Consider the following 14,252-nt stretch of genomic DNA (forward strand, 5'->3'; position numbering starts at 1 on the left):
GGGGGTGCTTGTTGCTGGGCTGGGGCTCACGTTGGCCGTTGTTGTGGGCGGGACGGTTGCTGGGGTGACGTACTTCTCCGGCGGGGACAAGGACGTTTCGGGCGTGCTTGAGCTGGGTGCCGACGGCAAGAACGGTGATTCTCGTACGGCCACAGCGCTGGTCGAGGGACGTACGGCTGCTGAGTTTGAACTTGTCAGCGCGGTTGGCAAGGTTTCGGTGCGCAATGACGATCTGGGGGATGCGCTCTACCGGATCACCACGGCCGACGGGTCGGGGCTGGTGCCCAAGCCGGAACTGACGCGGGACAAGGTGCAGTTGCAGTTGGCGCCGACCGGGCCGGCTGACGAGGCCGGGGACGTTGAGGTGGTGCTGTCCTCGAAGGTGACCTGGAAGCTCAAGTTTTCCGGGGCAGCCGAGGAGCAGGAGCTGAACCTGGCGAAGGGCCGGGTCGCCGGGATGGACTTCACCGGGGAGGTGCGCCGGACCTCGGTTCAGCTACCCAAGGCTGCGGGCACCGTGCCGTTGAAGGTCACCGGATCGGTTGAAGAGCTCGCGATGACGTCACCGGCGGGGAACCCGGTGCGCGTGGAGATGAAGGGCGGGGCCAAGACCGTCGCGGCGGGCGATCGTACGCTGAAGGATGTTGCTCCCGGGTCGACTCTCACGCCTAAGGGGTGGGCGACCGGTAACCGCTACGACGTCGACACCGAGGCCCAGGTGACCCTGCTGTCCGTGGAGACACGCGACTGAGGGCCACCCGAACCCGGCTTGATGCTGTTCAGGAAAGCACTCGCAGGCGCACGGTCTGGCTCATGCCGCGCAGCTTGTCGAGGACGTCGGCGCTGTAGTTGCCGCTGATGTCGGTGATCAGGTAGCCGTACTCACCGCGGGTGCTGAGCAGTTGGCCCTCGACGTTCACCTGGTGCTCGGCCAGGATGCTGTTCACCTGAGCGAGCACGCCGGGCATGTTGATGTGCACGTGGACGATGCGGCTCATGTTGTCCCCGGCAGGCAGGGCAACGCTGGGCAGGTTGACGCTCAGCGTGGTGTTGCCCTCCTGCACGAAGAGGGTGAGCTTGTTCGCCACGAAGTCACCGATGTCGGCCTGGGCCTCCTCGGTGGACCCGCCGATGTGCGGGGTGAGGATGACGTTGGGCAGGCCACGCAGCTCGGAGACGAACTCATCGCCGCGGCCCTTGGGCTCCCTGGGGAAGACGTCGACGGCCGCGCCGGCCAGGTGGCCGCTGGTCAGGGCCTCGCGCAGGCCGACGTGGTCGACCACGATGCCGCGCGACAGGTTGAGGAAGATCGCACCCTGCTTCATCTTGGCGAACTGCTCGGCGCCGAAGAAGCCGGCGTTGCCCGGGCGGCCGTCGACGTGCAGGGTGACCACATCCGCCTGCTCCAGCAGCTCGCCGAGCGAGCTGCAGCGCTGGGCGTTGCTCAGGGCCAGCTTGTCGGCGGTGTCGTAGAACAGCACGTGCATGCCGAGGTTTTCGGCGAGCACCGAGAGCTGGGTGCCGATGTTGCCGTACCCGACGATGCCGAGCTTGCGACCGCGCACCTCGTGGCTGCCGACGGCGGCCTTGTCCCACACGCCCTCGTGCATGAGGGTGTTCTTCTCGGTGAGGCGGCGCGTCAGGGCGATGATCTCGGCCAGGGCCAGCTCGACAACCGAGCGGGTGTTGGAGAACGGGGCGTTGAACACGGCGATGCCGTCCCGCGAGGCGGTCCCAAGGTCGATCTGGTCGGTGCCGATGCAGAACGCGCCGATGGCGACCAGGCTGTCCGCGGCCTCGAGCACCTTGGCGGTGACTCGCGTCTTGGAGCGGATGCCGAGCAGGTGCACGCCCGGGATGCGCTCGATCAGCTCAGCCTCGTCGAGGGCGTTGCGCAGGGACTCGACCTGGTAGCCCTCTGCCTCGAGCCGGGACACCGCGTCGGGGTGAATGCTCTCGAGCAGCAGAACTCGTACCTTGGCTTGGTCGATCATCACTGTCCGTTTCGTCTGGGGAATTTGATCGGGTTTGATCGCCGGGGCCGCCACACCGAAGCCCAGTCACAGGGCTCCCAGAGTAGTGCCCCGGATTGCCCCGATGCCGGGGGTGTGCCGGAGGTCCCATCTACCGGTCAGTCCGTAACCTCAGCAGCTCAGGCGTTGCTTGATCCACGGCAGCAGCGCATCGGCCTGAGCCCGCTGGAAGTCACGCACCCGCGGGATGCCCGGCGACGGCTGACGGGAGCGCTGCATGAGGTATCCGGCGAATCCCGCGCACACGTCAACGGCCTGAGCTGGGTCGATATCATCGAGAACGCGGTCGCCGTCGCCGCCGTGCACGACCACGTCCATCGCGAGCAGGACGGTGTCGAGCCAGGCCGGTGCGAGGCTGGCCCAGGGCCAGTCGACGACCATGACGGTGCCGTCCGGACGTACCAGAAGATTATCGGCGCGGATGTCGCAATGCGCGACGGTCTCGGCGGCCTTGAGCGCCTCCAGCCCGCGGTCTGCGGCCGCGTTCAGATCCTCCACGTGGGCGGCGGCCCACGGATCAAGATCGGACATGGGCTCGGCGGCGAGGTCGGCCCAGCCGGCGAAGTGAGACGTCAAGCGGTCGGCTGCGTGCGGCACTCCGGCCAGAGACTCCGGACCAATTGCCTGGCCCAGCGTGCGCAATGCGGTCACCGCCGCCTCGATTTCGGCATCGATCCACGGGGTACGAGGATGGCGCCCGTTCACGTCCTCGACCACCATCACCATCCATTCGCCGTCGTCAAACGACCCGAGCAGCCGCGGCACCGGAACGCCGTCGGGCATTTGAGCGGTGAAGTGGGCCTCCATCCGGGCCATCGCGACCGACGTCTCGTTCAGCGAGGTGCTGACCGCTTTGACGAACGCGCGTTGATTGCTGTCGGTAACAACGCGGTCGGCCGTACCCGGAGAGAAGCCGCCCTGCTGTGATCGCGAAGCGACAACCCGCCCGCCCAGAATGATCTCGATCTCCGCGCGGATCAGATGGGGAAGATCCCGCCAGCCGATCCTCACCCCTGCTGCCTGGATCATCGCTACCCCCTCCGCCGCGATGCGCGCCTGAGCAAATGCTGGCAGCCGAGTGACGATGGGGAAACGGACTTAGTGGGTGACGCGATAAAACCGGTGAAGATGTCACACGGTTACGCGACGATGCCCCCATGTCCAACGCACCGGCAGTTCACACCTCCGGTCTCGTCAAGATGTTCGGAGACAACCGCGCGGTCGACGGTGTCGACCTGACTGTTCCGCCGGGGACGGTCTATGGCCTGCTGGGTCCCAACGGAGCAGGCAAGACAACGGTGGTACGCATGCTGGCGACGCTGCTGAGACCCGATGGCGGTACGGCCCAGGTCTTCGGCCACGACGTCGCCAAGGAGCCCGACGCGGTACGCCGCCGCGTGAGCCTGACCGGCCAGTACGCCTCGGTCGATGAAGACTTGACCGGCATGGAGAATGTGGTACTGCTTGCCCGGTTGCTGGGCTACAAGAGAGCCGCGGCGCGCGACCGGGCTGGCCAGCTCCTGGCGGCTTTCGGGCTGACCGAGGCGGCGGACCGGCAGGTCAAGAAGTTCTCCGGTGGTATGCGGCGCCGCATCGACATCGCGGCCAGCATTCTCAACACGCCGGACCTGTTGTTCCTGGACGAGCCGACAACCGGGCTGGATCCTCGCAGCAGGAACCAGGTATGGGACATCGTGCGCGAGGTGGTCGCCCACGGCACTACGGTGCTGCTGACAACGCAGTACCTGGATGAGGCGGACCGGCTGGCCGCCCGTATTGCGGTCATCGACCACGGCAAGGTGATCGCCGAGGGCACACCTGGATCACTCAAGGCTTCGATCGGCGCGGGCACCATTCATGTACGTCTGCGAGACGCGGACCGGCGCGCGGAAGCCGAGAAGCTGCTCAGTGCGACGTTGGACGCGATGGTGCAGCTGAATTCGGACCCGGTGGCGTTGACGGTACCGGCCAGCTCAGCCGAGCAGGCGTCACGGGCTTTGGCGGCGCTGGCGGCTTCGGGGATTGTGGTGGACGACTTCTCGCTGGGGCAGCCCAGTCTTGACGAGGTTTTTCTGGCGCTTACCGCCTCGGGGGTGGCGGCATGACGTCGCTTGCTGCTGTGCTCACCAGGGAGGAACGCCCCAGCCGCCCCTCAGCTTTGGCGGCGTCGCTGACCTTCGGCTGGCGGGCCATGCTCAAAATCAAGCACGTTCCCGAGCAACTGTTCGACGTGACAGCGTTCCCCATCATCATGACGCTGATGTTCACGTACCTCTTCGGCGGAGCCCTAGCCGGTTCCACAAGGGAATACCTGCAATTCCTCCTCCCCGGAATCATGGTGACCAGCGTCGTCATGATCACCATGTACACCGGAGTGGGCCTCAACACCGACATTGAAAAGGGAGTCTTCGACCGCTTCCGAACCCTCCCGGTATGGCGCCCAGCAGCCCTGGTCGGCATGATCTTCGGCGACGTCCTCAGATACATTCTCGCCGCCACAACAATCATGCTCGTAGGCCTGATCCTCGGCTTCCGCCCAGCCGGCGGGCCGGTCGGCGTAGTGCTCGGCGTGGCCCTGCTCGTGGTTTTCTCGTTCGCTTTCTCGTGGATCTGGACCATGTTCGGGCTGTTGCTCCGCTCGGAGAAGTCGGTCATGGGCGTGAGCATGCTGGTGCTGTTCCCGCTGACCTTCCTGAGCAATGTCTTCGTGGACCCCGGAACGATGCCGGGATGGCTGCAGGCGTTCGTCAGCGTCAACCCGATCACGCATTTGGTGGCTGCTGTGCGGTCGGTTATGAGGGGGGATGTCGATGGTGGGGAGGTTGTTTGGGTGCTGGTGGCTTCGGGGGTGCTTGTGGGGGTGTTCGGGCCTTTGACGATGCGGCTCTATAACCGGAAGTAGCCGGCTGCATCAACCTTGGCCTCGCCGGACGAGTGCGCGGACCTCACGCAGCAGCCTGACGGAAGTAGTGCTGGGGAGCCGCGCGCAGCGTGACGGAAGAGTGCGTGGAAGCCCTGCGACTGCCCGATGACCAGGCGCGACCGCTGTCACAGGTCCCTGGCGTCATGGGTCCCGGGTTGTCTGGCGGCGCCCGCCGCATTCGCAGCTCCAGGAAACGTCCACCGCAGATTGGCCGGGCGGCTCACAAGGTGTGAGCCGCCCGGATGAGACAGGACTCGGAAAGCTGCTGCGTTCGTACGCAGAACAGTCGCTGCGCTCGTACGCAGAACAGTCGCTGCGCCCTTACTCGGAGCAGTCAGGGTCAGGGGCGAAGGGATAGTCGTTCTGCCGTACCCGGGCGATCTTCATCGCGTGCCGGGTGCTCAAACCGTGTGTCCTGCGGGCCTGCCTTGCCTTTCGGCTCGCTGCGGCTGCTTCCTTCTTGCGCAGACTTTCTCGAGTGCGCTCATCCAAACGTCGCCGCCATTCTTCGCGTTCGTTCTGGCAGAACAGCTCCGCATCACTCATGCCGAAATTGTTCCGCGCGCCTGTGACATTTTGAGCCTCCGGGGCGCTCCGGGCCAAGCCAATTGTGCGACGCATGCCATAGTGCCAAACTGCTCTGCAGGTGCAACCAAAGAGCCGATTCGCGATTAAGTGAAGGAGGCATTTGCGCTTGAACGTGAGGAAGAAACAGTGGCAGGCTGGGTTGACTATCGGGTCCGAGCGTCTGTCGACCTAGGGTAGTTGAGCGAGGAAGGCGCAGGCCTGAATGGGGTTGGCTCGCCGCGAGGCTACCCGCGTCGCTTTCCGCACCCAGGGCGGCGCTGAAGGAAGTGCTGGCCTTAAGCGGTGGTTGCCTGAGGCGACAGAAAAGAAGTGGTTGGGGGAAAGGCTCCGAGTGGTGATTGGTCAAGGGGGGCTTTGCCTGAGAACAATAAGCGGGTGAGCATCTTGGCTGAGGGATGGAGATGCAGGTGCGATGCCGGGTGCTTGGCTCAGGGTGACGTCGTCGCGGAGGTGCCCGTTAATGGCGCTGACTACAGCGTTGCCCAGCAAGCAGGGTTGTAGGGAAATCGCCAACTCGCTCAAGGGAGTCGGACCCACGAACTACAAGCCATCAGCGACGGTCCACGCGAGAAGCAGCGGCGTTAACGACCCGCCCTCCCACCAACCCCCGCCCAACGGCCAAGGCACGAGGCACCACCGTCCCCTGCGGATGCAAGAAGCCCGCGATGACCACGACACCGACAGCAAGAACAAGCTGCCCATTACCCCAAACCGCCCCGCCCAGCCCCGTCACCGGAAGCCGGCTGGCCAGCGGCGCGCGGCGACTTCGACGAGATATGCCGTAATCATGTGGACAGCCCCGGAATGCCGGTTGCGCGGGACATCTGCTGGTGCATGGCGGCAACTTCCCGGCGAGCCTCGGTTTCGCCCTCGGCGGTCAGCCGGTAATAGCGCCGGCTCGGGCGGCCTTCGAGCGCGGGATCGACATCCTCCCACTTCGACTCCACCCAACCGGCGCGCTCAAGTCGTACCAGAATGGGATAGAGCGTCCCCGACGGAAGGCCCGTCGCTTGCATGATCTGCAGTCCGTAGCGTTCGGACGTGGGGTCGGCAAGCAACGCGGCGATCACTTTGAGCACCGACGACGTCATCCGCACAGCCATGTCCGTATCCTACATAGGGGGACCGGCACTACACTACTTCGATGCCCGCGCTACCCCTCTGGCCGCTCTATGTCATGTTCGGCATGGTGCCCCTGTGGTGGGCGCTGGGTGGGCTCTACCTGTTCTGGCCCGTGTTCACCGTGGTGCTGGGTGTCGTGCTGCTCAGCCGCGGCCGGATCCGCATGCCCACCGGGTGGACCCTGTGGCTGATGATGATCTCGCTGATCGTGATCAGTGCGACCCGCTTGGAAAAGATCACGAGCTTCATCATGTATGGATTACGCCTGAGCTTTGTGGTTTCGGCATTCCTGATTTATCTGTACGTCTACAACGCGGCCCGCAGCGGACTCAGCTGGAAACGGTTGTTTCAGCCACTGATGGTGTTCTGGCTCGCCATGGTGGCCCTCGGCTGGCTCGGCGTGATCCTGCCCCGACTGGCGCTGACCACCCCGGTCGAGATGCTGCTGCCGAAGAGCATTTCCGGTGACCGGATCGTGCAGGCGTTCACGCACGTACATACGACCGAGTTCAACGTGGCCAGCCGCAACCCCTACTTTCGGACGGCCGCGCCGTTCCCGTACACCAACAACTGGGGGACAGGCTTCGCCGTTCTGGTGCCGTGCGTGGTCGCGTACCTGTCCTCCGTACGGCAGGGGTTGCTTCGAAAGATTGTCATTGTTTCTCTGCCGTTGTCCCTGGTCCCGGCATTCTTGACGCTGAACCGCGGCATGTTCATCGGGCTCGGCGCCGGCCTGCTCTATCTCGGCCTGCGGGCCCTGATGCGCGGCGACGTGCGGGTCATTGCCTCCATCATCGGAGTGGCGCTGCTGGCCTGGGTGGTGACGCTGTTCATTCCGGTCATGGACCTGATCACCAACCGCGTCGAGAACACCGACTCCACCCGCGACCGCGCCGATCTCTATTGGCAGACCTTGAACGCGGTCCTGCACTCACCCCTGCTGGGCTATGGCGCGCCGCGGACCGTGGACACGACAACAGGCGCAGAGCCTTTGGGCACGCAAGGCCAGCTGTGGCTGATCATGTTCAGTCACGGCCTTCCCGCTCTCATCCTGTTCCTGCTCATTTTCGTGCTGATCGCCCGCCGCCTGGCCGTGGCAGTTTCCACGCCGGGCAAATGGCTCAGCATCATTCCGGTCATCGCCCTGATCATGACGCCGTTCTACGGCTACACCGACCCCAACATGTCGGTCATGTTCTTCGGTATCGCCCTGGCAATGGCAGCCGTCGACGGCCCGGTCAACCGGTCCGCGACCACGGAACCGGCAACGCGCCCACCCGTACCCCGGACCATTCCGAGCTGACCGATGAGTGACCCCGGCAGTCATATCCACGTCAACCGCGAAGTAATCGACACCAACGTCGGCACGCCATGACACTGACCGGCCGTATCGCCACCTCCGACGATCTGCCCGAATTGGCGCCGCTGATCGACGCGGCCATCACCGAACTGCAGCGCGGCTTCCTCACCGACGACCAAATCCGCTCAAGTCGCGCCATCATGGGCCTCGACACCCAACTGATCGACGACGGCACCTATTACGTGGTCCATTCCGAGGGAAAATTAGCGGGCTGCGGCGGCTGGAGCAGGCGTGCCACCCTGTACGGAGCCGACCATTCGGCCGGGCGCAACGCGACACTGCTCAACCCAGCAACCGAGCCGGCGAGAATTCGGGCAATGTATACGCACCCTGGTTTTGCTCGCCGGGGTGCCGGACGGCTGGTGCTGGCGCTGTGCGAACAGGCGGCAGCTGCAGAGGGCTTCCGAGAATTGGAACTCATGGCAACAATGGCGGGCCAGCCGCTGTACGAGGCCGCTGGCTTCCATGACGTCGAGCACCTGACAGACGCGGCGGGAGGCATCCCGGTTCCGCTGGTCCGCATGCGCAAGCGGCTGTGAACTCCGGTGGAGGAGGGGCTGAACAGTTCTGTTGCTGCTCTGCTCTGCACGCCCACGGGTCGCTACTTCGTAAAGGCGCTGCCCTCCGATCATCGCTGGGTATGGACGCAGGCCCGCGAAGCAGAGATAGCTGACTTCGTCAAGCCAGTAGCTCCAGCGCTCCATAAGCGCGTCGTACATTTCGGCTGGGATGTGCTTGTCTTCGAAGCACTGGAGGGGCACCAGGCCGACTACGCCCCAGGCTCAGACGATCTCCACCATGCCGCCGATTTGCTTACTCGGATCGGCGAACTCAGTTGTCCCAACCTTGCCTTGCGGCAGGCGGAGCAGCGCTTGCAGGCGTACACCGATGCGAGCGAGCTGCAATACTTCGCCGGTGGAGCGCTACTGCACACGGACCTGAACAATGCCAATGTCATCGTCGGCGGGCGTCAGACGCGCATCGTTGATTGGGGCTGGGCGACGCGCGGCGCGCCGTGGCTTGATGCTGGCTACTGGGTGATCTGGCTGATCGCCGCCGGTCACAACCCCCGTGCCGCTGAACAGTGGGCCGAACAAGTCCCCGCCTGGCGGACAGCGCCGCCGCAAGGCGTCGCAGCTTTCGCAGCGGCAAACGCGAGAATGTGGTCAGAAGCCGGAGGAGGTAATCCTGATCCTTGGATTCGCCGCCTTGTTGATGCCTCCGCAATGTGGAATCAACATCGGCTGACAGGGCGACCAGCACATGGATAGCCGGGACGGAACTCCTGCGACTTGAGCCAGCGTTTGCGCCTCACGCAGAAGCCCGCTCCGTGCAGCGAACGGACGGCGGGGCGCGACACCATCGCGTGACCCCCCGCATTGCGGTGCGACCAGCGAGCCCACAACCGCAGGTTCAGGGGTTTCCGATGTCTCGAGACATCACAAAGCGCGCCCGGCAGGATTCGAACCTGCGACCGACGGAGTAGAGGGGCGGGTGATCATGGGGGTCGCCGAGAGATCATCGATCATCATCCTGAGCAGGCGCTTCGGGGCTTCGCGAGGATGCGGTGATCATCGGCGATCACCCGCCTCAACCAGGAATCATGGCCATCGTCGGTAACAATTTCGGTACCGACGGCGGTACCAACGTGGCGTGATGGCGGTCCCGACAGGCTACCGGGCCACCAGTTACGTACAGCTCAAGCGGCCTCCCCTGCATGCCGGAGGCGTACATGGTCTGGCGCGCTAGCCGCCTCGGTGGCGCAACGACAAGGAGCCCGCCTCACCTAGTTGGGATAGAGTCGGGCCTCCCCTGCACTACTGGCAGACCGCCTTACGTCGCGTCCTTATCCTTGATCTGGAGAACGACAGGCCCGGTAGCGGTCGGGGCTATCAGAGCCTCGTAGTTCGGGGTCCTGCTCTCCGTCTTGGTTTCCCCTAGCAAGGTGTAGCGCACGGTCAATCCGTACGTGCCCGTCACGTGGATGACGCCGTACTTCAGATCGAACGATGGCCGAGCCGTCAGCAGGGGATCGCCGTTCATCGACCACCTGACCTTCTCGGAACCGCGCGGCGGCGTCCAGTCGGGGCACCCGGCGGGCATGGCTGAGCTGGCCCCTTGCACACACCGCTTGAAGGCGTTATTTAACTTCGCGGCTTTCGGTTCCCATGCCTGTTTGGGATCCTGCTTCTTCACATCAGGATCGCCGATGGCGGAGTGTTCCTTGATCGCCTGGACTTCCAGCTTGCCATCGATCCAGCTCACCTTGGCCCAGTAGGTCATGGGTGTTACCACGCGTTGCGGCTTTGTGGAAACGGTGTAGTCCGCCGAGATGACGACGGTTCCCAAGACGTCGAAATGCTTGTCGTCAGCGGTGTAGTTGACGAACGCGGCCTCGACCGGATTGCCGTAGAAGGTCCAATGAATGTTGGAGGCGTCGCCCATGGTTTCGTCGATGGACTGCGGGCAGTTGACCGAGGCCGCCGAGGCCGCCGCCTGGCACTTATCGAGCCAGCTGCCGACGGATGCCGTTACAGCTGCGCTCTGCACCCCGGCCGGAAAGGGATCCGTCTGCGTTGGGAACGGCTCATCGGTCCCGAAGATGAGGTAGCCAACGACTAACAGAGCGATCAGTCCACCACCACCGCCGGTTGCCGCTACCGCCGTTCCAGCGCCCGAACCAGACTCCGACGACTCGCTGTCGTCTTCTCCGTAAGTTTGGTTGGCGTCGGGATTTATGATCGTCTTACTGTGATCGTGATAGTGGTAGTCGTTCCCAACGTTTATTGCGTCTCGGTCGGCATATCCGATCTGATCTCCCACCACGGTCACCTTTCACCGTGATCAGTGCCGCCATGAACGATATAGTCGTGTGCCACATTGATCTGATCTCGCTGAGCGATGCCGATCTGATTCACGGCCGACTGGCTGGCGTTTCGCTGAGGCAACGACGCAGCCGGATTCCCGTCTTCCCTGGTCGACCCGACACGCTCAAAACTCGGTGCGAAACGTGGCGATCACACCAACGATCGCCACTGGCAAAGCAAGGATGTTCGCCCAAGCGGCAGCACCGTTAAGACTCCCGCTAACGATCATAATCAGCGAGACAATAATGATCAGAAAGAGCACAGAGATGGTCCGATGTCGTTTGGGCACGACGTCCATGATGAGCGATGAATGTGAGTCACGGAAGCATCGCGGTCGATTGTCTTTGATCTGACAGTCGGCCCAGTCGCTCTGACCGATCTCGCGAACCCATGATCTATTCGCTGTTCAGTCTACCCCTGGGGGTATGACCCACTGGCGCTCGGGACGAGGACCGCCGGGTGATAGCAGCTCCGAACTTGCCACGGTTTAGAAGTCGACGTTGCGGCGCTTACCACCCGCCGACCTGCTGCATCAGTTAAGGCGCCGCGTCCAGCGTGGTGATCCCGAAGGATAGCCGGCTCGGACTGTTCGGGCTTCGGGTGTCGGCCCGCAGCTTGGGCTCCTCGATGAATCGGTGTTCTTCAAGATCGGCTCAACAACGCGGCCATCCGCCGACACGCAGCGCACAGGCGCAACGCCTCGGTTGGCAACGCGGTGTCACAACCGGTCTTGCAGACCAGTGAGGATCTTTCTGTAAAAGGATCAAGGCGGCCCGAACGCGCCGCTCACGCCGCCGACCCAGGGTGTGTGTGCGAGTGCCGCCGCTGTCGCTTGGCCCGCGTCGGCGGCGGCCCATCGACGGGCGTGCAACTGCGGCTCGGATTGCCGCGACGACCCCGACTTGGCCTACTGGGTCCTTACCAGGTGTCATGAGGTCCTGACGGCGTGCCTTGCTTGTCAGCACAAGGTCAATCTGATCCTTGAACGCGATCCGCACCACGGCCCATATTTTGATCGGCGCAAGAGTTCGATCACGAATCTGACAGTTTAATGTGGATGGCGCGAGGAGTGTCTATTTTGGATCCGGCCGTACTTCTCACTTGAGGCGTGGGCCACCTTGCGCCGGCTCCTTGCCCTCCCTGATGTGAGCGGCCGACACATGCGCCATCCACGGCTGGCCGGCTGGAGCGGGAACAACGGGTGAATCAAAACTTCACGGCACTCGGATACGTTGCCGTACTGATTTCAGCGGCCACCTCTCTTCTAATTGTATGCGCCGCACTGGCCTTCTCCTTCCGTGGAATTCGTCGACCCGGAAGGCTCAATACTGCCCCCGGGAACCGCCTACCGTCGGCCACCCCGTGGGTTACCAGCGAGCTCGATCAGGCCCTCGACGCTGCCGTCGCATTGAATCCATACAATGTCGGAAGGAAAGCACTGCAGGCCATCCACTTGGCGAACGCGGTTCGCTATTCACCAAATGACTACTCGACTGCCGCACGCGAGGTGGCAGATTCGTACAGGCAAAATCGCATCGTCTCGCTCGACCTTTCGAATATGAATTCGCAGTCGGCGGTTAGGCTTGTCGACTTCTGTAGCGGCCTATTGGCCGCAAAGTCCGGTTGGATTTTCCGGCCGTCAGACTTCGTCATCATATTGACTCCCGGAGTCGAGTAAGCACTTGACTGTGAATTCACCTCAAGTCATGAAGGGACCGAAGTGCCGCCACCCAACACCGAGCAATTGTTGCTACTAAGCCATCAGATTCGGGAGACCGACCACGCGCTGGCAGTGGCTCGGCGACGGTCACGTTGGTCGAACATCGCGATGCTTCTCGGCCCGCTGCTTGGTCTAGTGTTGTACGCAATGGCCTGGGTGCCCCTGATACCGAAGCGCGTGCTGATAGCCATTTACATACCTGCAATTCCTATTGCAGTGCTATTCGGCGTCGCCTCTTACTACTACAAGCGCAATCCAGGATATCCCTCCATAAACGAACGTGGCGGAAAATCATTCATTTCTGCGGGCAATTTGGAATTGAAGGTCGCGCAGCAACGCGATGCGCGGAAATTGCTACTTGCGAACGTGGATACGCCACCAAAGGTTCGGCGAGTAACTTACAAGGAAGATGCTTATTCTGACATCGACATACTTAGGGGAGAAAGTAAGAACTACCGCAGTGTCAACAACTTTCTACAAGGAATAATCATTATTGGCTCTTTGGCCGCTACCGGAGCGTCGGGTATCGCGACCGAGGTGCCCGTCCTGCGTTGGGTGACATTGGGTTTGACCTTTACCGTTGGCATTGCTAGTGGGTTCATGGGCTACTTCAAGTACAAGGAGCGCAGCTTCTATCTGCAGCAGACGGCAGATGCAATTGAAAGTGAGTGGGAAGCGGTAGAAATCGGTGTCGGGAGATACCGAAACATGCCAGAGTCCGAAGCACTTGCAGAATTCGTCGAGGAGGTTCACCGACTCAAGTCTGAACAGAAGAAGCGGCAGCAGAACCTCGAACAGCCGCCGGACGTCAGGAATGCAGATGACTAATGCCCTGCGCGGGCCGTCCGACTTGTGGCTTCAGGTCATCGGCCTAGCGGCATTCTCAACGGTTTTGATTTTTAGTCTATTGGCTTGGCGTAAGGGCCGAAGCGCTTCCTCGCATGAGGACGGATATGTTAGGGCGCTTTTCCTTGTCGGATTTTTGGTTCTGATTATAGGAGTCGTACTACTTCTCATACCTCACTGAACGGACCTGACGTTCATCCCGTTTAATCGAGGCTATTCCGCACTGACGTCGATCGTCTTGCGGAGCCGATTGATGGCCGAGACCAGGTCAGCCCATGGGAAGAGAGCGGCGGCCGGCGGCCCCATGTTCGGAGTTGGCAGGGGATAACGGTCCGGGTCGAAGAGCAACTCGACGCCCCACGACCGGAGCGCCTGCACGCTGGCCATGAAGGCCGGATGGCGGGCGAGCGCCACGTTCGGTGTGGGGACCGCGATGATTGGCAGCGGCAGGCCGATGGCCTCGTTCAGCATGCCGAGGGCGAGCGTGTCGCTTGCTCCCGATGCCATCTTGTTGATGGTGTTGAACGTGGCGGGAGCGATCACATACGCGTCGGGAAAAGGCAGGACATCGGGCTCGTCTGGCTGCTTGTAGTCGTAGCGGACCTGGTGGCCGGTGATGGCCGCGATCTCGTCGAGGTTCATGAACCTCACGGCGGATGGTGTTGCGATGACGCACACGTGCCAACCGTCGGCTTGCATCTGGGAGATGAAGCTGGGCAGGTCGGCGGCGGGGCGTCCGCCGCACGCCACGACGTAGAGCACGGGTTGACCGTGGGTTGGCATACCGCTCCAT

15 protein-coding genes are annotated in these 14,252 nt (G+C 62.8%); 8 read left to right on the plus strand and 7 right to left on the minus strand.

Translation table 11 applies throughout. The annotated features are described in order from the left end of the window. The coding region (locus TFC3_RS06540; RefSeq protein ID WP_161952541.1) for a hypothetical protein at window positions 1-751 on the plus strand (751 nt) is incomplete at its 5' end. Between the two features lie 28 nt (window positions 752-779). Here the strand turns inward: TFC3_RS06540 and serA are convergent. Both serA and TFC3_RS06550 read right to left on the minus strand, forming a co-directional pair. After that, window positions 780-1,994, minus strand: a complete 1,215-nt coding sequence (serA, locus tag TFC3_RS06545) for a phosphoglycerate dehydrogenase (protein WP_067496963.1) — start codon at window positions 1,992-1,994, stop codon at window positions 780-782. 150 nt (window positions 1,995-2,144) lie between these two features. Further along, on the minus strand, window positions 2,145-3,044 hold the full coding sequence (locus TFC3_RS06550; RefSeq protein ID WP_369819581.1) for a phosphotransferase family protein: 900 nt from the start codon (window positions 3,042-3,044) through the stop codon (window positions 2,145-2,147). A gap of 146 nt (window positions 3,045-3,190) precedes the next feature. Here TFC3_RS06550 and TFC3_RS06555 point away from each other — a divergent pair, with 146 nt between their 5' ends. Continuing rightward, window positions 3,191-4,138: an ATP-binding cassette domain-containing protein gene (locus TFC3_RS06555; RefSeq protein WP_067496967.1), complete on the plus strand. Its 948-nt coding sequence runs from the start codon at window positions 3,191-3,193 to the stop codon at window positions 4,136-4,138. Next, on the plus strand, window positions 4,135-4,935 hold the full coding sequence (locus tag TFC3_RS06560) for an ABC transporter permease (RefSeq protein ID WP_067496969.1): 801 nt from the start codon (window positions 4,135-4,137) through the stop codon (window positions 4,933-4,935). The genes TFC3_RS06555 and TFC3_RS06560 overlap by 4 nt, the downstream gene beginning before the upstream one ends. 342 nt (window positions 4,936-5,277) lie before the next feature. Here TFC3_RS06560 and TFC3_RS36800 read toward each other — a convergent pair whose 3' ends face one another. Both TFC3_RS36800 and TFC3_RS06565 read right to left on the minus strand, forming a co-directional pair. After that, window positions 5,278-5,502: a hypothetical protein gene (locus TFC3_RS36800; RefSeq protein ID WP_153040119.1), complete on the minus strand. Its 225-nt coding sequence runs from the start codon at window positions 5,500-5,502 to the stop codon at window positions 5,278-5,280. An 827-nt stretch (window positions 5,503-6,329) separates the two neighbouring features. Continuing rightward, complete coding sequence (locus TFC3_RS06565; protein ID WP_067496971.1) at window positions 6,330-6,647, minus strand: PadR family transcriptional regulator; 318 nt, start codon at window positions 6,645-6,647, stop codon at window positions 6,330-6,332. 41 nt (window positions 6,648-6,688) lie between these two features. On the opposite strand from TFC3_RS06565, the gene TFC3_RS06570 reads away from it, so the two are divergent. The 3 genes from TFC3_RS06570 (at window position 6,689) to TFC3_RS35395 (ending at window position 9,297) form a co-directional block, all read left to right on the plus strand. After that, window positions 6,689-7,969 carry an O-antigen ligase family protein gene (locus TFC3_RS06570; RefSeq protein WP_236718013.1) on the plus strand — a complete coding sequence of 427 codons (1,281 nt, stop codon included), beginning with the start codon at window positions 6,689-6,691 and terminating at the stop codon, window positions 7,967-7,969. Window positions 7,970-8,037: 68 nt separating this feature from the next. After that, a complete protein-coding gene (locus tag TFC3_RS06575) occupies window positions 8,038-8,565 on the plus strand; it encodes a GNAT family N-acetyltransferase (RefSeq protein ID WP_067496975.1) in 528 nt (175 codons plus the stop codon). A 6-nt stretch (window positions 8,566-8,571) separates the two neighbouring features. Beyond that, window positions 8,572-9,297 (plus strand): phosphotransferase, encoded by a 726-nt coding sequence (locus tag TFC3_RS35395; RefSeq protein WP_082771886.1) that lies wholly within the window; start codon window positions 8,572-8,574, stop codon window positions 9,295-9,297. A gap of 562 nt (window positions 9,298-9,859) precedes the next feature. On the opposite strand, the gene TFC3_RS06580 is transcribed toward TFC3_RS35395, so the two are convergent. Both TFC3_RS06580 and TFC3_RS37810 read right to left on the minus strand, forming a co-directional pair. Further along, complete coding sequence (locus TFC3_RS06580; protein WP_153040120.1) at window positions 9,860-10,849, minus strand: hypothetical protein; 990 nt, start codon at window positions 10,847-10,849, stop codon at window positions 9,860-9,862. Between the two features lie 168 nt (window positions 10,850-11,017). Further along, window positions 11,018-11,182: a hypothetical protein gene (locus TFC3_RS37810; RefSeq protein ID WP_161952542.1), complete on the minus strand. Its 165-nt coding sequence runs from the start codon at window positions 11,180-11,182 to the stop codon at window positions 11,018-11,020. A gap of 912 nt (window positions 11,183-12,094) precedes the next feature. On the opposite strand from TFC3_RS37810, the gene TFC3_RS40360 reads away from it, so the two are divergent. Both TFC3_RS40360 and TFC3_RS35405 read left to right on the plus strand, forming a co-directional pair. Further along, window positions 12,095-12,571 carry a cell division protein SepF gene (locus tag TFC3_RS40360; RefSeq protein ID WP_161952543.1) on the plus strand — a complete coding sequence of 159 codons (477 nt, stop codon included), beginning with the start codon at window positions 12,095-12,097 and terminating at the stop codon, window positions 12,569-12,571. 42 nt (window positions 12,572-12,613) lie between these two features. Continuing rightward, complete coding sequence (locus tag TFC3_RS35405) at window positions 12,614-13,441, plus strand: SLATT domain-containing protein (protein WP_201787123.1); 828 nt, start codon at window positions 12,614-12,616, stop codon at window positions 13,439-13,441. Window positions 13,442-13,672: 231 nt separating this feature from the next. On the opposite strand, the gene TFC3_RS06590 is transcribed toward TFC3_RS35405, so the two are convergent. Further along, window positions 13,673-14,221, minus strand: a complete 549-nt coding sequence (locus TFC3_RS06590; protein ID WP_201787124.1) for a flavoprotein — start codon at window positions 14,219-14,221, stop codon at window positions 13,673-13,675. Window positions 14,222-14,252 lie beyond the last annotated feature (31 nt).

Origin of the sequence: Actinoplanes sp. TFC3 (assembly GCF_001553785.1) — a bacterium.
Lineage (GTDB): Bacteria > Actinomycetota > Actinomycetes > Mycobacteriales > Micromonosporaceae > Actinoplanes.

Coding starts and splice junctions, on each gene's coding strand:
- TFC3_RS06565 (WP_067496971.1), bottom strand. CDS start 6,647: ATGGCTGTGCGGATGACGTCGTCGGTGCTCAAAGTGATCGCCGCGTTG.
- TFC3_RS06555 (WP_067496967.1), top strand. CDS start 3,191: ATGTCCAACGCACCGGCAGTTCACACCTCCGGTCTCGTCAAGATGTTC.
- TFC3_RS06570 (WP_236718013.1), top strand. CDS start 6,689: ATGCCCGCGCTACCCCTCTGGCCGCTCTATGTCATGTTCGGCATGGTG.
- TFC3_RS36800 (WP_153040119.1), bottom strand. CDS start 5,502: ATGAGTGATGCGGAGCTGTTCTGCCAGAACGAACGCGAAGAATGGCGG.
- TFC3_RS06560 (WP_067496969.1), top strand. CDS start 4,135: ATGACGTCGCTTGCTGCTGTGCTCACCAGGGAGGAACGCCCCAGCCGC.
- TFC3_RS06575 (WP_067496975.1), top strand. CDS start 8,038: ATGACACTGACCGGCCGTATCGCCACCTCCGACGATCTGCCCGAATTG.
- serA (WP_067496963.1), bottom strand. CDS start 1,994: ATGATCGACCAAGCCAAGGTACGAGTTCTGCTGCTCGAGAGCATTCAC.